Genomic DNA, 20,385 nt, shown 5'->3' with positions numbered 1-20,385 from the left:
TGGATGCTTTTTTTGAACTTAGAATGATAATCATAAGTACTCAAACTGTAGGGACAAACCGGTATGTCTTTCGGTCGGTGTTTGGACAGCTTTCTCAAAAGCGTGTTTCGTACTGTATATCGTCACTTGTTTTTTGGCACGAGTCACCGCTGTATAAATAAGCTCCTTGCTTAATAATCTTGCATGACTATCATCAAACGTAATTGCGACATGATCAAATTCAGATCCCTGCGACTTATGAATCGTCATAGCGTATGCAGTAGCAACTACCTCCTCGTTGAGTAGATTGACCGCAATCCCTTGGGTCTTATTTTCAAAAAATACTTCCAATTGATTTCGTTCATCTGATGTCTGTAAGCAAAAACCAATATCACCATTAAATAACCCTAATTCATAGTTATTCTGCAAAATCATAATAGGGCGACCGTGGAACCATGCGTTTTGACCCAGTGGGAGCTTTAGTTCAGTGAGATGCCATTGGGTGAGATAATTATTGATGTAATGATCGCCCCACTCACCATTGTGACCAGCAGTTAATATTCTGAACTCACTAAATATTTCCATCAATGATGCAATAGTGTTTTTTATTGATTCTGGCATAGATTTTTCTATTGGATTTCTTAGTAAATTTTTAACTATTTCTATATATGGTTGATAAATTTGGGAGATCTTTAAGATATTTTTTTCATTGCTTAGGCTATTTTTTATTTGATTGCTTGGTACAGAGTCTACTTGCAACGTATTCACGTATTGGAAACTCAAGGCATCGTCTTGCCTTAATAATTGCCAAATAGTTTGAAGATTTGTCTCTGCTCTATTGATTTGGATAGCCAGCTTGCCAATACCTGAGTCCGCGCCAAATCGGCGACTCTCAGTCAGCTCTGCATGAATGGATTGTAGCAATGGTATGCAGCATAAATCCGCCAATACCGCCCCTGCATCGACTGCTGCCAACTGGTTAGCATCACCTAACAGTATGAGCCTTGCGCCTGGTTTCACTGCACTCACCAAGTAATTAGCCAACTCAACCCCTAGCATCGACGCTTCATCAACAATGATAATATCTTCGCCAAGTGGATTATCGGCATTGTAACGAGGTCTGCCCGTCCGCCCAATACCTAGCAAACGGTGAATGGTTTTGGCTTCTTGCAGCTGCAAATTAATGCCCGCTGTATCCAAAGCAGCTTGTAAAGACTCTTGCATACGCTGTGCAGCCTTACCAGTAGGCGCTGCTAGTGCGAGACTCGCACTATCCGTACTAAATCTAATATTTTCAGAACCCTCCCCTCCACTCTCTGTCGCTTGTTGCAGTGCAATAACTAACTGAGCAACGGTGTATGTTTTACCTGTCCCTGGACCACCGGTAATGATACTAAACGCGTTGTTATTAGCGACATTAATTGCTTTTATTTGATTTTCGTGAAGGCTTTCAGGTATTGTTATTGGTAAAGGCTTTACTTTTTGATTCAAGATATTGTTAATATTTTTTGCCAAATTAAATTCGGCCTGCCATGCGCGATGTAGCCAAAAAGTAATAGATTCTTTTGAATTTTGGCTGTTAGTTATGTCGTAAATGATAGGTTGGTTATTATTGCTTAGGCTATTTTCTTCATTGTTACTATTAGTGTTAGCCTTAACCTCAGCAAACAAAGCATGCTTATTAACTAGATTTATGAAAAAATTAAAGTCGGTATTTTTTAGTAGCTGAAATACCTTGGCAATTGTATCAAAACGCTTGGTTAGCATGTCCTTTTCATGATTACTCAGCGCCAACTGTATCCATAGCTGATTCCGCTTATCAAATAATGTGCTTAGCAATGTAAATATCGACGTTTCGGCGGTAGATTGATCTTCTGGTTGAGTATTTGATTTGGTATCTATGAGCGCAAAGATTGGCATTGCTAGCACCTCTAATAACTGTTGCTGCCAAGTGTATAATGTGACTGACTCATTATTGATTTCACCTTGCAATACCTCTTCATGCTCAGAGGACTTAATGGTCAGTACGGTATGGCCCTCTTCTAAATGCGTCGCTAACATCATGAACAATGCGTTAAATAAATAATCGTCTTCTTTCTTATCAGCTTGTTTGCTCTCATTATTCGCTTTTGCATACGTTGCGTCGTACGCTATACGCGTTTGCTCACGGCGTAGCAAAATATAATCACTGATATTACTGGCCCAGCTTTCTTGTAAGCCCATTGCTGCACTGCTTTTATTATTATTGCTCATGATATATTTGTCTCTATTTTGACCTGTTTGATCTTTTTAGAATCTTTGATTAATGATAGTCGTTAGGTATGATCTACTAATCAGGTACACCAAATAGCGCATCTAAACCTTTGATAAAATCGATTGGTATATCCCACGTCACAAGTCCATAACGGCCGTTATGTGGTGATTCGCTCGTCTTAATAGCCTCTTGTGATACGGTAGCAGTTGCTTGAGCGTCGGGGCTATATACCCCTCTTAGAAAGACATATTCTACCGCCCCTAAATACCTAGACTCATTGCCTACATAATCAGCAATTCTCATCGAAAGGAATCGATGCAAAGCTACTTGATAAATTGCTGCTTGTAGCCAGTAGCCTGCTTTTGTCATAGCCTTTCTGAGTGTATTTTCATTGTAATCGCTTAGGCTATTTCCTAAAAAATTACTCTTATAATCGACCACATAGTACTTGCCAGCATACTCATAAACCAAATCAATCTCACCACGCAAGTAACGATACAAGTGCGTTCTATTTTGCGGTACAAGATTGACATGCTTGTCTGTCTCATCAGGTAGATACTGTTGAAATAACTGACTGATATCCTCTGCTTTAAAGCGCTCTGACAGCCCCATATTGAACTCTAATTCAGCAAAGCGTTGCTCTTCGTTGAGAGAATAAAGTGGCTGATTGGACGCTAGCAGCGGAGTACGCAGCACTTCTTCAATCCAAGCAATCAAGGCCTCATGCTTTGTCGTATCTATTGCATCAGCGTTAAATGAGACAGAACTCTCTTCTCGGTTACCTTGTGCTCTACGGCTTTGGTGTTCAGCACTGCTATACATCAGCGGTAATTGATAACTACTGACCGCTCTATCGATCACCCCAGACCACTGGGATTTATTAGTGAAATCGATTTTTTCAAATATCTCATGTAAAAACGTACCTGCATTAGCACCTTTTACAAAGGTAAAGCGAATATCCTCTTCTGACTTGAGACTTAGCTCATCAATTTTTTCGAGAGACGTATTACTATCAAGGCTACTATTAGGATAAGGCTCTAACGACATTGCAGCGTCTGCCATATCAATGTCTATCGCATCATCAATACGCTCATCAACAACAGCCATTGCTTGTGTTGATTCGTCTAGCTGACGAGCCAAAGCTGTAAAGCTGGTCTTAGCCCAACCATAAAAATAACTCGTTTTCATGACCTCAGCAAAAGGAACATACTCAATCGCTTGTGTCGTGGGTTCGATGGTAAGTTTGGTATCTGTTGACGTTACTGTCTTAGTATAGTGACTATTATAGAACTCATTAATATTATGACCTCTAAGCATACCTATCGTGCCTTTTAGCCTATCAGGTAATTCAAACTTTGCGTCTGGAGAATCAAACCAATAAAATACCGGTTTTAGCTCAAATCCTGTTTTGTTGCTTGGATCTCGCAGCACGATATAAAGCTGCTCGCTAGCCCGCGTAAATGCCACATAACCAAGTCGGCGCAGCTCATCAAAGCCTTCTTTTGTTTCGATATCAGTATAATAGTCCTCTACCGTAGCAGAGCCTTGCAATGGTGAGAAGCGGCGCTGATTACCTATAAATTGATCCTTTGCTGATTGCTGCACTAACGCTGAAGGTGCTTGCTGAGCATTATATAGATACAGACCATACTTCTCATTATTACCTGATTTCCTACTGGCATCTCCCATACCCAGTACATAGACTATCGGAAACTCAAGCCCTTTTGATTTATGAATGGTCATGAGCTGCACGCCAGACTCTGTGGGTAGCGGATACTGCTTCGCCCAATCGCTGTTGGGTGCAGCCTCTATGTGCTGCCTAAACCAAGCTAATAGCTCATGCTCACCCATACTTAGGCCATACTGCGCCAACACATCCATGATATGACGCAAATCCATGATATGTCGATCGCCATCTGGATGAGCGGCTAGTGCTTGCCAAACGCCTTGTGTCTGTATGGGGCTTTTATCTAGTAAGTAATGTAGCGCCGACAAAACACCAAAATGCTGCCAGCGCTGTGCCCCTTCCTTTAGATACGTAATAAAATCTTGATAGCTCTTTTTATGTTCTGTATTTTGAACATCGCTACTATTTAGATTGATACTATTAAGTCTATCGTCACTCTCAGCCACGCCTGACTCATGATCCGTCATCATGGCTTTGATATCGTTGATACTTAGGCCATATAGATGACTGGTTAAGACCCGATTAATCATGTCATGACGATACGGATAGAGCATGGCGCTCAGTAGCGCTGCGACATCTTCTGCCATAATCGTCTCGAAGATACTGACGTCACTGGTGGTCAGGGTTGGGACGCCTAGTTTGACCAACTCGTCTTCAACCTGCTTTAAATCTTTTTTGGTACGTGCCAACACTCCAATATCACTAGGCTGAATCGGCCTATCTTTTAATGTCTGACCACTACTGAGCAAGCTAGCAATATGACGAGCGGTGATTTCATACTCATCATAATCAAGCTCACCATCTTTACCATTAGGCAGGTGCAAGATGCTCACCGGCTGAGCAGAAAGCACTTCCGTCACCAAGCTACTATCTTTTGCGTCTGAATCCCTAAACCAAGATAGTTTACTCTTGGCTTCCTCACCTTCTTTTTCTTTCCTAGCTTTCGTATGCTGGTAATAAATATCACTGCCCAACTGTGCCAGCTTGTTGTCAGCAGTCGTTGCTGTCGGCATACCAAACCAGCAGTTTAGTGCATGAATCACCCCTGCATTTGAGCGACGGTTGGTGTTGAGCGTCCAAATGGTACTTTTGTCAAACTGCCCTTTCATATAATTATAGTTGGTCACGTCACCGCCACGGAACCCATAGATCGCCTGCTTTGGGTCACCAACCAGTAGCAAAAACTCATGGCTGGATTTTTTAGTAGTGGATTGCTTGTCATTATCCGACTGTTTACGTTTACGCTTTGGCAAATAGATACTTTCGATCATAATGGCTTGCTCGCCATTGATATCTTGCGACTCATCAATTAATGCAATGGGGTAATGGTGACGTATATAACGTGCTAGCTTATCGCCTTGCCGACCTGTTAGTGCTTGGTTTAAGCGCACCATCTGCAGACTAAAGGTGGTCTCCCCTCGCTCCTCTAAAATCACTGGCAGTCTATTGCGTACCGCAAGCACGATATGACGGTTAAGGTTGGCTAAAATAGTAATGATGTAACTATTAAACTGTTGAATATATTTATATAGCTTAAGCATCATCTGAACGGATTTAGTACTAATAAACCTCACTCTTCCTTGTTCTTTGTCTGCTAAGAATCCAGATTCCTCTGAGTCATCGTAAGTAGCTTTGAGTTGTTTTAAAAAATTTAATTGTGGTTTAGATAAGCTTTGAGAAAAGGATAGTTGCTTATTTTGAATAAGATCTTTGAAATCTTGATAAAAACCTAAATTTTTAGCAACACTTTTACGATTATCGAACCCTTCTTTTTTTCTAAAATCTTTATCAAGATAGGTTTGAATGTCATTAAAGTCAAAATTACAGAACTGATTCAAAAATTCTTCATAATTTTGGATATCAAACTCAATAGCCCTCATCTCATCAATCGGCGCAGAAATAAAGTTCAGCGAGCGAGAAACGAATTTTTTATGATCCCCTACTGCAGTCAGCTTACCTTGCTGATCCATAAGCGCATACAGTTTGGGCTGCTCATGATACAAACGGCTTTGAAACTGACGCAGCTCATCATGGATAATACTATCGGTAACCTGCTCGATACTACTGTCTTCTATAATCGCCATGCCTTGCTGATGACCGGTTTCACTACTGTACTCGGTCAGCCACTTTTGCGCCAAGCTATCGAGCGTCCCGACAAACAGCTTATCCAACGTGGTTAACACTAATGCAGTACGCCGGATCGCCTCCGCCATCGGATAGCTATACACATGATCTAATAGATAACCGACTAAATGTAGGTTAATGGGATCGTCCATAATAGCGTTTAAGCGTGCATGTTTGGCTTGCTCTTTTAACCAATCTTCACGCGCTTTTTTGACTTGCGCGCGCTTTTCTCGAGCCACCTGCTGAGCATGTTTATGGTCATGGTCAATATCTTGATTAAACTCATCAGCCTCTGTTTTAGCATTTGATTCGATACTTGAGTCGTTGCTTGTTGGCTTATCCTTGTTATTCTTGTTATCGCCCCTATCAGGCAGTACCTGCAATATATTGGGATATAAGTTATCTTTGTTCTTGGTATCTGCACTCAGGTTATTGACCCATTGTAATAGCTGATAAAACTCTACCAAACGATCATGGATACGCTGACGCATCTCGGCAGCGGCGGCTCGAGTAAAGGTGGTGGCAATGATTTGCTCTGGCGCACGCCGTGCCTCAATCAGTAGGCGCAGCACAATACCAGTCAGCGTCCACGTTTTACCTGTACCCGCTGAGGCTTCGATAAGGTGTCGACCCGTTAATGCAACCGCAACCGCCGGTGCTATTTCTTCTTTTTCCTCAACTATAGCCCCTAAGTCACCCGAAACATCTGGATGATCGTCAGATAAATTTGGTTGTACAGTAGGTTCAATAATGTCGGTTGTGTCAGTAAAATCTGTCATATAAGCGCATACTTTTAATTATTATCTATAAAATCTAGAGGATAAAAAGAAAACTAAAAACAACTGCTATAGCTAATTGTCTAACCCATCTAATGCGGTAAACATCGGCCTATACAGTGGTTGCGCCAAGGTGGTCAACGCTGCTGATAAGGCTCTAAAGGCATCTTGATCACGCAGTACATATTGCCAAATAGCATGCTGCGAGCAAGTGTCGTATACCGTATCTAAATGATCATCAGACCTTAACCAATCTTTAAAATCTGCTCGTTTTGGCCAATAACTGCTATTTTCATTATCATCTGCTTGCGATTTTGAGCACTTAGCCAAATAATTAAGCGCATATTCAGGCAGTAATGTGATGGGTGTTTGACCCGATAGATTGCCAAAAATCGCCCACTTTATTAGCTCCAGTACCGCATCCTCATAGACGATTGGGCTTAGTTTAAATGCGATGACATTTTTGTAGGCATCTACTTTTGAGCTCGATTTATTAAAACGCCAAATACTCACGCCATCATTTGCTGCCACTTGCTCAGCCGTGGTGCATCTGGCTACTTGCCAGTATAGATGGGACAACCAAAACTTAAGGAGATGTTTTGGACTGGCAGAATTAGGCAGTATATTTAACCATTGCTTAGGTGATTGCTCGGCATAGGTCATGCCTGCCTGAATATGAGCGTTTTTATCATCGTTATCTGATGATACTGATAGCCTTGGCGTTAACAGCGGCACTAGGCCTTTTATTTTGATAGATTTTGGCAGTAATGTAAGCCATGCGTCTGTGTCTATTTGACTGTTTGCGTCGCTATTTACACGATTAAGTATAGCTGCCAGCTCTATCTGAAAGGGGTGCTCTGCGGTGGGTGTCAGTAAATGCAAAGCTGTCATATCCTCTGTTCTACTTATATCTGTTCTACTTATATTAGGTACGACACGCTCACCAAAACCATTAGCGATCAACTGCTCTTCAAACTCTAGGCACTGCTGCTGTAATTGTTGTTGTTGATTGGGCAACGTGGTTTGGCGTGCTACCCCTGCTGGTATAATTTTTTGATACATCAACGTTGAGCTATCTTGCTGGACCTTATTGTCAGTACGCTTATCGGCGGCCAGCCTTTTAATCAAATGATCTTTAATCTGATAAGTTGTCAGGTGATCCAAAAACAACGGTTCCTGATGCGCCATCGCTTCCTCACCTTGTACCACATGCACTTTTTGAGACCGTAAAAACGCTTTGGCAGGATGGCGCACTTGATACACCAGCATACCCTCAATATCTATCTCGCCAATATTAAATACGGTATCACGCACCATTCGGGTGAGCGCCTGAGTCCTATCGCTCATATCATTAGCAGCAGTAGAAGTATCGAGTCCCAGCATATTGGCTAATGTAGACACGATTTGATGATTTATGTTCCCCAGTCCACCCAAGCGATGACCCAGCATTTGAGCAATGGCTTCGTACTGTGTTTTTGTGGGCAAGCCAATCAGTTGTGGATGCTCGCTAGATCTTCTTTTCTGTAGTGTCTCAAACACCGCTTGCCACAGCGGCGCCGGAGGGAATTGTTTTTTCTGAGCCAGTTTGGTTTTGCGCATGGCTTTATTTAGCAACCTATCTAGCTCATCGGCTGCTGCAGTATCAGGGTTGCTATCGCTAACATCATTAGACGTATCAGTTTTTTTCTCAGAAATCCCTTCAATATCCGCTTCAAACAAGCTTTTGTGAAAAGGTAGTGCTGGATGCTCAGTGACCAGCCACTCTTTGATGAGCTTTGGTAAATAACGCTTAAGACTCTCTGTCGTTGGATCAATACTTTCAGGCAAAGTATCAAGCGAGTTGACCTGCCACTGTACCTCACCTTGTAAGAACTGTAATAATTCACTTACTGGGTTCGCTGGTAGATGCTCATGAGTGTCGGTCAAGCTTTGTCCATTGTAGAATATCCAACACGCACTACGCGCACATAGTAGCGCATCCAAAAATGCCCCGTTATCATCATCCTCACTGACTCGATCGCCGCGCCGTGAATTGGTCGCTTTCATCAAGTCATATCGGTTGTCACGGTCACGCCCAGGAAACTCAGAGAGATCCATGTTGAGCATCACTACCAACTCAAATGGTACGTTGCGTAGTGCACCAAATCGACCAAAAGTGATCACGCCTGTCGGTTCCGCACTGACTTGCTGGCTCTCAAGCTCAGCTTCGATACTGTCTAGCATAAAGCTCAGCTTGAGCGGTAATTGCTCGACCCCTGCCAGCCTTTGCTCCACCTCTACTCTATTGCTATCACCACTAGAGTATTGTCTATAATGACGATTGGCACGTAAGCTCGATTTAAAGCCATTCATCGCATTATAGATAGCGCGCATCGTACGTGTTTGATCAACATCGCCAAAGTATCGATGAATCACTTGGGTCTCAATCTGATCGAGCCAATCTTCCGCTTTCATTTTTTGTGTATGGTCATCACGCCTTGCCACCAAACCAGCATAGATACGACAAAGCGCTTCTACAATCATGGCATCATTTAGACTCACTTGCGCGAGTGGTAAGCTCATCTCAGGTACAGCTGTACTTGGCCATTCATCTTCATGCAAAGGGTATAAACAATCACTCAGACCCGCCTCTGGCATAATTAAACCCAAAGTCAGTCTGTCTAACGCTTGTGCGAAGCTAAAGCGATAATCATAGTCATTGACGTCTAGGGTCTGCTTTAGATGCAGCTCATCAAACCCGCGGATAAAACCAGCTTCCACCAACAAATCACAACCACGGCTCATTTGCTCATGGGTCAACCCAAAACTCTCAAATAAGGGTGGCAGCATCAGCCAATCTAAAACCTCAGCCGCTTCAAAACGAGCGCTATGACTGCCAAGCAGCTTATAAAACCCAATAATCGCTTCCCATAACTGGCGAATATCAGCATCGACAACACCAGTCACCTTCGCAGGCAAGGTCAGGCCATCTTGTCCCCTGCCATTGACGAAAATAGAGCTAATTAGCGCATGATGACGCTCAACATCAGGTAGCAACACCACAATGTCTGATATATGGCGCTTTTTCTCACCAGCTTTGATGGGCTCATTGAGCCAGCGTCCAATCATAATGCGCAGTACTTCAAGTTGGCGCTGTAAATTATGACAAGAATGAATGCTTAGGCTATTATCTTGAGAAGAGATAGCCCAAAAACGGTCTTTTTCAAAGCGCTTATTCTCTAGTACCTCATCGTCGTACCATGACGTTTCTTGCTCAAAATCCAATGCTATTTGGTTGCTGACGGCCTCTGAGACTTTTGCGGCTGTCGCTTGTTGGGTTGATTGCTCGTCAAGCATCAACACATCGTTTTGCAAACGGCGCAATAAACTTGGGCCGTTTTCTGCTGCTTGCAACCTATCGTCGTTATCACTATTACTGGCACTGCCATCGATGACGCTACCAGTTTCATCATCAAACCTATCACTAAAGTTATCTTGCCACTCCACCAGCGCCTCTTGGTATTGCTCATTACCTGACAAATTGGCCAACATAGCAAAAGTATCACGAGACTGTTTGCCTAAACGCGACAGTAAACTGTGCCCGTAATCACGTAAAAACACGCTTTGGGGATTAATAATCTGCTGACGCTGTAGCCACGCTTTATCAACAATATCTGCCCAAAATAACTTTGAGGGATTGTAGTGTAGTAACGTGATGTCCATATATTTCGACAAGCGCTGCAAAAAATCAAGCTCAGTCTGTGGCAATTGCTGAATAGTAAAAATACGCAATACTTTGGGCAACTGCTCACGTTCATTTGCTTTATCATCTTCTAAGGCTGACCAAAAGGTATTCTCAATGGCCATGCGGTGCTGATGTACATCCGCAAACAAATGCGACCACAAAAAACGCTGTGCAATCTCAAGCTCTACATAGTGTGCCACTAGCCACTCAGGCGTACCGCGTGCATACTGATCAAAACGTAGGGACAACGCATCTTTATCTGCGATCAGCTTATCTACATCAAGTGGCTTATTGTCCGACCATAGCGCCAGCCAATCCTCACGGTGAGTCAAGTAACGGTTAAACACCCTTGCCAAGTCACTTGCCAGTTGCCAAATGCGCGCGTCTTGTTGCGCCTTATCTTGCTTGACCCCTTCTTGCGGCTCGTCAATCAAAGATGCCAACAATGGGTTCACAGGATGCGTGTCATCATTGACGATCAACGCTTGATAGTAAGTTAGGTAGCCGAACAGGCGCCACTGCATCACCGTGGGCGACAGCACAGCAACTTCAGGTACATTCAAGGTTGCTGCTTCAGGATTAACCTCTAACAAATAGGCATTATGGCGAGTTAGCACATCCTGCATGAGTGTCCACTGATACTGACCCCAAAATTTGGTACGCACCAATGTACTGATGCCAGCACGGCTAGCAATGGTTTTATCCAACCAGTCGCCCAATACCATGGACGGTACAATAACAATAAAAGGTTCAAAAATGTTCTGACTCTTTGACTGATATTGCACCAGTAGCTGGTCAACGAGATTTTCGGTACGATGTGACTGAATGATAGTAAACATAGACAATAATCTGATTAGAATAAGCGTAAGCGCTGAGAGCTACTGTTGGTTACAGCTAACCTGTCAATCACTACGCTTGTAATAAAAGTGCCACAGAAAGTAGCAGTGAAGCCCGAATTGATACTCATCAATACATCTTTGGCAGTCGTCACTGTCATGCATTTCTGCTAGCATTATATGATGTACAATACGCTTTCATAAGCCACGTATATGCTCTGTCAGTGTGCCACTGATATTCGATGTTTACCAGTATAGATATCAGCATTATACTATCTTGCGACATCTAATGTCGTTTTGTGGCACTGCTTATAATTATGATAATAAAATATACATTGCCGCTCTTTTAAGTTATTTTCTATACCTTATCTAGACCTAATATCCATTATCACGAGATGATTTAACATTATGCCTTTGCGTCCTATTGATGCCGTCTTTGTTCATCCGAAACAACGTTTATACGTTGTTTACTATCGTGGTGAGCTATGGCAATTACCGCGTATGAAAATCGATGATAAATCATGGCAAAACAGACGTCCTTATACTGACGATAGTAGCTCCCTTTATCTGAGCATTCACCAAGCCATCAGCGATCCTGTATTGGCACAAAAATTACGTACATTAGATTTGCCTATTGCAGTGCGTGGTAGCACCTTATCACGTTTTGAAGCGTGGTGGGAGGCGCATGGGTTTAAATGGCTAAAAGACAAGCTTATGATCGGTCAGTCGCCATTGGCTGCACATCAAGCGACAGCCTATGCAAAAGCGATTGATAGCCAGCCTGCCTCGCTTAGTAATAACCGTACTGAGAATAAAACCCCAGCGTCTATGTCTTCTTTTGTGAATACAGATGTGTTTGCAGAGATGCTGACTGAGTTAACCAATGAAGTATTCGATCAAAAGCTTTGACGCAAGCCATATATCACCTATAGTGTCTTATGTAAATTTTGAACTGAATCCATTAATAAAAGAGCGGTAATATATGAAAGACTACAAGCTGCTACTGGCTGGGCTAATTTTATTGCTGCTAGCAATTTTTATCGCTCTGATTGCGTGGTTGTGGACCCACAATCGTAAAAGTATAGATCCGCTACCTATCATGGCAAGTGAGAATGAACCTAAAGCTGCCAAAGGCGATAAGACTGCCAAAACTGTGCCTGATAGCATCCTGTATGTCCGTGCAGCAAAAAGCCTGCAAGTGCCATTGGACGATATCATTGTCAGTTTTGAATCTCGTTATCCTCATATTCAAGTGTTAGCAAGCTATGTGGCACCAAACACACTTTTAACCTTATTAGATAATGATATCAATGCTAACAACGACAGCGACGCCGCTTTTAATACAGACATCATTATCGCAAATGATAGGCTATCGGCAGAACGTCTCGCGCAACTACAAGCAAAGCTGACAGCGTCTCAACACCAAGATAACCAGAGTAAGGCAAACGCCAATACAGTTATTACAGAGGATGAAACCGATAGCGAAAATACTGATAGTGAAAATGCTAATAGTGAACAGGCAGCTACCGAGAACGATAATAAAGAGGCACGTACACTAACCTCCTTTAATTATGCCTTGAAAGACAAGCAAGAACTCGAAGGCGTTATTTTGACAGACCGTACGGTTGCCGTTAGTTTTCGCAACTTCTTACTCTCAAGTACGGGCCAAGGTATTTTAGAGAAATACGATTATTATAATATTAATGGTTATAAGAATAGCGTAAACGACTTGTTTCAACCAACATCACGGACAAAAAAAGAATCAGGCGATAATCCAGTAGATGTCGCTGATGCTCTTAGCAATGGAGATAAATGACAAATTGCCTCTATTTGTCTTTTGTTGATTGCTTTTATGACTGCTTTTTCCTACAATGTCACCCCATAATGCGCCTATAGCTCAACAGGATAGAGCAGTTGCCTCCTAAGCGATCGATCGGGGTTCGAGTCCCTGTGGGCGCACCACATGAATATACTAAAATACCCCTTAACGCCCCTCCAACAAGGCTTTTAGGGGTTTTTTATTGTCCAAACCTTGCTTTATATACCCATAATTACCCCCTGCTTACTGTAAAAATGGTAAAAAACTGTCAAGCCCCTTACCAATACTCAAGTCGATAAGGCTAAGCCTTTGGATAAACCCTATACCTTAAACGATGGCGGTGGTCTTTATTTACATATCAGTAAGGCCGGCACAAAAACATGGCGTATTGACTATACGACACCTATCACAAGAAAGCGTGTCACAGTAACACTAGGTGAATACCCAGAGATCACTTTAGCAGCTGCAAGACAGATGCGGACTGATATTAAGTATCATCTTGCTAACGGTGATGATCCACGCGATACCAAAAGAGATGAAGAGCGCAAGCAATTGCTTAAGTCTAAAAATACATTCGCTATGGTTGCTGAAGAGTACAGGGGCCGCAAGACTCATATAGCCCCCTATACTATCAAAAATAACTATATGAAGCTGAAACGGCTAAATGCATACCTTGGCATCATGCCTATAACTGATATCAAGCCCATGGATGTATTAGAAGTTTGCAGATCAGCTGAGGCGTAAGGATATATTGAGACAGCGGTAAAGATGCGCTTAAAAGTTTATTATGTCCTAACTATTACGTTAATTTCTAATAAAGATATTACTGATTGAAAGATAAAAAGGTAAACTATAAACGTCAAATTTTTACCAACGAATGTTTTTAAAAAATGATGAAAGACTACGACTATTAATTGAACGGATTCTACTGAGGATAAGTGATGAAGTGGACTGTGTTGGTGTGTGCGTTACCGTTGTTGACCGCTTGTATAAGCATGAAAAATGTCAAAGAGTTACCAAGCGAGCTGATCTATCAGCCACCTGTGCCAGGGGAGAGCGCAACGATTATGGGTAAAATGGAGCCGCGACATACCAAGCTCGTTGGTGATCGTATCGCTTATATCATGGAGATTGATGGTAAGCGCGTACCTAAAGATAAAAAGGAAAGTTACAGCGACACTTGGGACAATGTCTATCCGCTTACTATAGGCGAACACACAATGACCGTTACTTATCGTATGGCAGGGCACTATACTAAACCGACTAAACTTAGCTTCACCGCTGAGGCCAATAGGAACTATCAGTTAGACTTTGTCACTGACATTGGTACGGCATGGTTTAGTGGAGATAGCTACGCTGATATTTGGATTAAGGATAAAGCAACAGGTCAGCCCGTAACGGAAGTGGTACGAACTGCGCCACCACCTGCACCGAGGACTATTTCTTATCCGATTATTATCAATAATTGATTTAGAGAATTGTTAGAAGTAACTCTGGTATTTGATCAGAGTTACTTACGATGTTTTTGCACTGTTAAGTAAGTAATGGTATACAAGCTATAGGTTAGATGTCACCATTTCAACCTTACTTAAGGGTGGTTTAAGACGCTCTAGAATTTAAACGCTTAAGATAGGCTTTACGACATTGACTAGAATCTGTCCAAGATACACGTACAAATAGATAGTTAATTATACCTTTACCTAATACAGTATAATCCTTATTTTCTTGATTAATAATAAGGTTATATTGATCATAGCAATATTCCTGCTTGTTAGAATCTTTTGTAAGTATTTTTTTCCAAATTTTTTGATCAGTGATATTTTGCATTAATTGATGAACAGTTATTTGAGTTGGATTTTCATAAACTTTGACTGCAGACCTAACCACATCTTTTGATCTCTCAGTATTCCGATCTGGAGTAGGAAGCCCTTTAGTCACATCATCTAGTAATGAGGTGACTTCTTGCATTGATGGCCTGTCTTCTCTTGACGGCGTTTCACCACCAAACCCGATAGACCCGTCTATATAAAACGTCCACCAAATCAGTAAAAAAAGCGATATCACCCCTGTAATAAAAACGGTTCTTACAATAGAGATCACATTTTTCATTTCTTAATGCCTAACAAGGTTAGCACTTGCTGCCGTTTTTGTGCAGATACTTGGACCATGTTACCACCATTCACCCCAACTTGACTGGAACCTATGCCGTAAGTAAATACCTTATCCTTTGATTTGGTATATATACCACCCAAACAAGCACCATGACATATAATCCCGCCTACAGAACTACCTTTAATCACTTCGTCAATATCAGATGCCTCCATTCCACCCCCTAAAATACTGCCAAAGTTCACAGATGCTGACACACCTACAGGTCGAGTTACCTTACCATTAGATGTTGAGACTGCCTTTGCTAATTCACTTATATTCAAATTAATACCGACTTCTGGTACAACTGAATAGTAAGTTTGCCCATTCTTATTTATTTTCTCAACACCAGTAACCCACATGTTACCATTTTTGTTGTTGATGACTACTGTATAGCCTACCATACCGGCATTAAAGCTAACGATCGTCATATCGTTATAATATTCATGTACCGCTGCAATGTTGTCAGGAAGCCTTTTTATAGCTTCAAGCTCTTTTTTAGAAAAATTAGGGTCTCTAATATCTTCATTAGGGAACCACATCTCGAGTTCTTGAAGACTATTGTTCTCAACTGCAGTTCCGGCACTATTGGCTGCTATATCTACATCAACACCTGCTAACATGGCTATAGTACCCGCGGATAATTTAGCAGCGTTAGTAATTTTTGATATTTGTTCAGGAGACAAGTTGCCTTCTGCGCCCAATTCAACCATATAATCACCAACCATTTCACCAACGATGGCACCTAAGGCTCCAGCATCACAGTTTTGATTCTTAGCTTTAGCGGATAAACAACCTACACCTCCAGCTGCCAACTTATGAGCAAGAGCATCCGCAAAGTCATCACCTTCAAAGCTTTTTACAAACTTTCCAAATGTTTCAGCGGCAACTACATCAACTAACGCGCCACGTAAACTATTCCTTAAAGCTTCTTCAAAACTAGCACCATTGAGTGCCGCTTCAGCAACGGCTTGAGTAACGCCTCTACCAATACCTTTAGCTAAGTTCTCTGAAAAGCTATAGTCAGGGCTACCTGTAAGACCTAGCTTAGCTCCCACACCTGCCGTTAACGCTGCGGTTGCCATACTACGAACCGTTGCGCTACTTGCCAGTTGATTAAGTGTTTTATTAATATCACCCTTATTATTAATCAAAGAGACCGAGGCTTGCGCAGCAAGGCTTGAAAATGCAGCAGTTGATGCTGTGCCCATTGTGCCTGTTGTGCCTGTTGTGCCTGTAAGTGTTGCACCCATACCAGCAGCGCCACCAGCACCACTGGTTGCTATAGTCACAGCAATAGCGATTAACGCTGCCGCCCCTGGTGTCAATCCTTCTTGGGTATAGTTCCAATTCTTTTGAATCAGATCAACTTGTACCCAATTGATATCGTTATCTTTATCCAGTGCCGCCAAATACTCATAACCCGGTTGTTTAGAAAGATTAAGGGCGATCTTTCCTAGCTCTTCTTGGCTTTTTTGAATAGCGGCTTTGGCTTTATTATTAGCATCAACAGTAACTTCAACTGGCACAGCTACTGTCACGCCACCTGGTGAAGTGATCGTTGGGACCTGATTAAACTTAGGCAACGAGGCCGTTGTTACCTTCTGGCACTTTGTCGTATTTACTACTTGTGATATGCGCTTGCTTGGCCACATGTTTCATAAAAACGACTCCTTAAGGACAATGTGTAAAGGTTCAAACAGCGATATCAATACCCTTTATTCCAGCTCATCAATCAACTGCTTCATTTCATCAATTTCACGCTTTTGTGCTTTTATAATATCGTCAGCAAGCTGCTGCACACGCGGATCTTCAATATCAGCACGACTACTGGTGAGAATAGCAATCGAGTGATGCGGTATCATGGCCTGCATCCAATCGACTTGATTAACCGTTGCTTGCGATCTCACGCCCCAAATGCCGACAGCAAACATCAATACGCTCAGACCGTAAATCATCAAGTTAATCTTGGTCTTCTTATACATATTAGTCATAAATGCCAACATGACGACTGCCATACCGGCACCCATGTAGAGCGCCATATAAGCCCTGGTTTCACTAAAGTAAATGTGATCCCACTGGTAGGTATTGAAGTACATCATGATATACATCACAATCGTAGACGTCACAATCATCAGGGTGAACTTTACATAAGGGTTCATGCCCTGCTGATGATTCATGTTGTTTTGATCTGAAGCATTCATAGTATATCTCCTATTATTTTAATAATATTAAAACCAGAATTTAACCCCCGTTGTCAAACTACTGCTATCAACCGATTCATTATGTTGACGTCGTTGACCACGAGCCTTGCCAAGCGCTGTCTCATAACTCATACCGATGTAAGGCGCGAGTTGGCGACTGAATGTCTCATAAGTAAGCCTGACCTCAGTTTCCATCTCATTAAAGCCCTTGGTAATGTCATTATCATGGTCATCTTTACTAAAGGCAGTCAACCCCACCTCCGGTATAACTACCCAATGCTGATCCAAACGCCACTCGTATTCTGCGCCCAAATCAAGACGAAGTTGACCATCGGTATATAAGTACGCCCTAGCGTCCGTTTCGATAAAATATGGCGCGGTACCGACAATACCTGCCATCACTGCAGATTTGTCGTTTTCAGTATCGTAAGCGACACCGGCCTCACCGTTCCAAAAGATACTCAGTGGTTTCCAATAAGCGAGCGAGCTCAAGCTATCGATTTCTTTATCATCTTTGGTCTGAGCACTACCTTCGGTACGTAGCCTTATACGATTACTATCCGTACCGTACCAACCCGTCGCTTCGAAGTTGATTTGATCGTCATCAAACTGATAGCCCAAGTCGTCTACTGACACTCCCCATAACGGCATGCTGCCCATCATCATTGGCTTACCATACTGCCCGTAGGGAACCCCATTTGAATAGTCTGGACTACGAGCATCGGCTGGTGGTTCACCACCTTGCATACCAGACATATCCATACTGCTATGATCCATGCCAGACATGTCCATACCGCTGTGATCCATGCCAGACATGTCCATACCGCTGTGATCCATACCAGACATATCCATACCGCTGTGATCCATACCAGACATATCCATACCGCTGTGATCCATATGAGACGTTTCAGCAGCTGTTGCAAGCGATGATGCGAACAAAAATAACGATGACAAACCAATGAATGGCAGATTTTTCTTAGATGTTTTCATAATAAGCCTCATATCCAAAAGGTTGTTAAACGACGGCAACTTCTCTGAACATGCCGGCTTCCATGTGGTATAGCAGATGGCAATGCCAAGCCCATCGTCCAACTTCACCCGTCACATCAAAGCTAATCTTTTGCGCAGGTTGAACCACAATCGTATGCTTACGTACCTGAAAATTTCCTGATGGCGTGCGCAAATCACTCCACATTCCATGCAAATGCATAGGATGATTCATCATCGTATCATTCACTAAAGTAATGCGTACACGCTCATTAGGCTTAATATTTACAGGCGTTGCATCTTTAAACATAACCCCATCTAATGCCCAGATATAACGCTCCATATTTCCAGTTAGATGTATTTCAATCTCTCTGGTAGGCTTACGCTGCTCTGCTAGCACTTGCTCATCAACAGAGCGAAGCTGATCATAAGTTAATACCTTTCTATCAATATTACGCAGATTGATACCCGGATCATCAAGGTTCATACGTGGATTGTCTACGCGCATATCTGATTTAAAGTCATATTCGGTCTTAGCATGCTTTGCTTTGTAGCCTTTATCTCCCATCGCACCCATCATGTCAGCCATAGTTAACCACTCAATACTATCCATAGCAGGTATCGCAGCACGTGCGCCTTTTTTGGTAGCAAGTGTAGTGGCAACATAGCCTGATCGGTCAATATTTTGGGCGAATATGGTATGCGCTTCTTTGGTTGGTGTTACGATGACATCATAAGTTTCAGCCACCCCAATGCGGAAATCATCAATTGCAACGGGTGCGACATCAATACCATCGGTTGCCACTACAGTCATTTTGAGACCAGGTATGCGCACATCAAAGATGGTTTGTGCTGAGGCATTGATAAAGCGCAGTTTAACAGGCTGTCCTGCTTTCACTAACTGCGTCCAATTGGCGGCTGTCGTCTTACCATTCATCAGGTACGTAAAGGTCTTTTCACCAGATAGATCGGTAAAATCCGTTGGCATCATGCGCATCTGATTCCACATTTTGCGCTTGTCATAAGCGGCTTCTAGATCTGTTGCGGCAATATCAGATAGTAGCTTTTTGAAATCTGGCAAGTGGTAGTTATCAAAGTCAGCGCGCTGTTTGAGCAGCTTCAATAGATTGTGCGGATCGCGGTGCGTCCAATCACTCAGCACGATCACATGGTCTTCTGCGACTGGGTGACGCTCACGGCCTTTTGGCTCAATGACAATAGCACCACGCATACCGGTTTGTTCTTGAAAGCCACTGTGTGAGTGATACCAATAGGTGCCTGATTGTTTAAGTTTGAATTTATAAGTAAAGGTACTGTTCGCGGGAATACCATCGAAGCTGATGCCTGGTACGCCATCCATCTCAAAAGGTACGAGCAGACCATGCCAGTGAATAGAGGTCGACTCATTCATCTGATTATGGACACGGATGGTGACAGTCTCGCCCTCTTGCATCTTTAGCGTTGGCGCTGGTAGCGAGTCATTAATCAGTGTCGCTATACTCGACTTGCCATTGACGGTAATCGGCTTTTTGCTGACATAAAGGTCAAACTCATTACCGGTTAAGATGGGTACGATATGGTCGGCTTTGTCACTATTGACGGCGACGTTTTGTTGACCTTTACCGAGCGCACTATTGGCAATAGACGGTAGGGTGGACAACATGGATGCCCCTAACAAGGTAGAAGATCCTGTCAAAAAACGCCTGCGGTTAAGCATAGTTTTGTTCATAATAATTTACCTGATTTATATCCATAAAGTGAGAGTTGAGTCTATATTTATCAGCTAAGTCTATGCCTTTGGCCGCTTATTAATAGAGCTTTATAAGCTATAGTCAATCAATATTAAA

At 42.5% G+C, this 20,385-nt stretch carries 11 protein-coding genes, 1 tRNA gene and 1 pseudogene; 5 read left to right on the top strand and 8 right to left on the bottom strand.

Annotation, left to right across the window (positions count from 1 at the left end):
- Window positions 1–30 precede the first annotated feature (30 nt).
- From recD to B3V51_RS09530, 3 genes are all read right to left on the bottom strand, one after another.
- Entirely contained in the window at window positions 31–2,235 is a 2,205-nt protein-coding gene (gene recD / locus B3V51_RS09540) for an exodeoxyribonuclease V subunit alpha (protein ID WP_071001541.1), read from the bottom strand.
- A gap of 73 nt (window positions 2,236–2,308) precedes the next feature.
- Window positions 2,309–6,823, bottom strand: coding sequence for a UvrD-helicase domain-containing protein (locus B3V51_RS09535; RefSeq protein WP_186474511.1), 4,515 nt, complete (start codon window positions 6,821–6,823; stop codon window positions 2,309–2,311).
- A 72-nt stretch (window positions 6,824–6,895) separates the two neighbouring features.
- Window positions 6,896–11,383, bottom strand: a complete 4,488-nt coding sequence (locus B3V51_RS09530; RefSeq protein ID WP_186474512.1) for an exodeoxyribonuclease V subunit gamma — start codon at window positions 11,381–11,383, stop codon at window positions 6,896–6,898.
- 405 nt (window positions 11,384–11,788) lie between these two features.
- Between B3V51_RS09530 and B3V51_RS09525 the strand changes: the two genes are divergently transcribed.
- From B3V51_RS09525 to B3V51_RS09505, 5 genes and pseudogenes are all read left to right on the top strand, one after another.
- A complete protein-coding gene (locus B3V51_RS09525) occupies window positions 11,789–12,289 on the top strand; it encodes a hypothetical protein (protein ID WP_186474513.1) in 501 nt (166 codons plus the stop codon).
- Window positions 12,290–12,362: 73 nt separating this feature from the next.
- Window positions 12,363–13,196: a hypothetical protein gene (locus B3V51_RS09520; RefSeq protein ID WP_186474514.1), complete on the top strand. Its 834-nt coding sequence runs from the start codon at window positions 12,363–12,365 to the stop codon at window positions 13,194–13,196.
- 70 nt (window positions 13,197–13,266) lie between these two features.
- Window positions 13,267–13,342 (top strand) — tRNA-Arg (locus tag B3V51_RS09515).
- A gap of 145 nt (window positions 13,343–13,487) precedes the next feature.
- Window positions 13,488–13,943, top strand: a pseudogene (locus tag B3V51_RS09510) (tyrosine-type recombinase/integrase); the annotation flags it as partial.
- Window positions 13,944–14,140: 197 nt separating this feature from the next.
- Window positions 14,141–14,668, top strand: coding sequence for a hypothetical protein (locus B3V51_RS09505; protein WP_186474516.1), 528 nt, complete (start codon window positions 14,141–14,143; stop codon window positions 14,666–14,668).
- Window positions 14,669–14,798: 130 nt separating this feature from the next.
- Here the strand turns inward: B3V51_RS09505 and B3V51_RS09500 are convergent, their stop codons facing one another.
- From B3V51_RS09500 to B3V51_RS09480, 5 genes are all read right to left on the bottom strand, one after another.
- Entirely contained in the window at window positions 14,799–15,308 is a 510-nt protein-coding gene (locus B3V51_RS09500; RefSeq protein WP_186474518.1) for a hypothetical protein, read from the bottom strand.
- Window positions 15,305–16,888, bottom strand: coding sequence for a DUF637 domain-containing protein (locus B3V51_RS09495; RefSeq protein WP_286708315.1), 1,584 nt, complete (start codon window positions 16,886–16,888; stop codon window positions 15,305–15,307). The genes B3V51_RS09500 and B3V51_RS09495 overlap by 4 nt, the downstream gene beginning before the upstream one ends.
- A gap of 177 nt (window positions 16,889–17,065) precedes the next feature.
- Window positions 17,066–17,551: a DUF305 domain-containing protein gene (locus B3V51_RS09490; protein ID WP_058025818.1), complete on the bottom strand. Its 486-nt coding sequence runs from the start codon at window positions 17,549–17,551 to the stop codon at window positions 17,066–17,068.
- A 27-nt stretch (window positions 17,552–17,578) separates the two neighbouring features.
- Entirely contained in the window at window positions 17,579–18,541 is a 963-nt protein-coding gene (locus B3V51_RS09485) for a copper resistance protein B (RefSeq protein WP_186474522.1), read from the bottom strand.
- 25 nt (window positions 18,542–18,566) lie between these two features.
- Entirely contained in the window at window positions 18,567–20,267 is a 1,701-nt protein-coding gene (locus B3V51_RS09480; RefSeq protein ID WP_286708314.1) for a copper resistance system multicopper oxidase, read from the bottom strand.
- Window positions 20,268–20,385 lie beyond the last annotated feature (118 nt).

Origin of the sequence: Psychrobacter sp. UBA2514, from assembly GCF_002341255.1 — a bacterium.
In the GTDB taxonomy this organism is placed as follows: Bacteria; Pseudomonadota; Gammaproteobacteria; order Pseudomonadales; family Moraxellaceae; genus Psychrobacter; species Psychrobacter pacificensis.
Note: the sequence above shows the minus strand (reverse complement) of the source record. Positions and strands in the feature narration are given on the sequence as shown.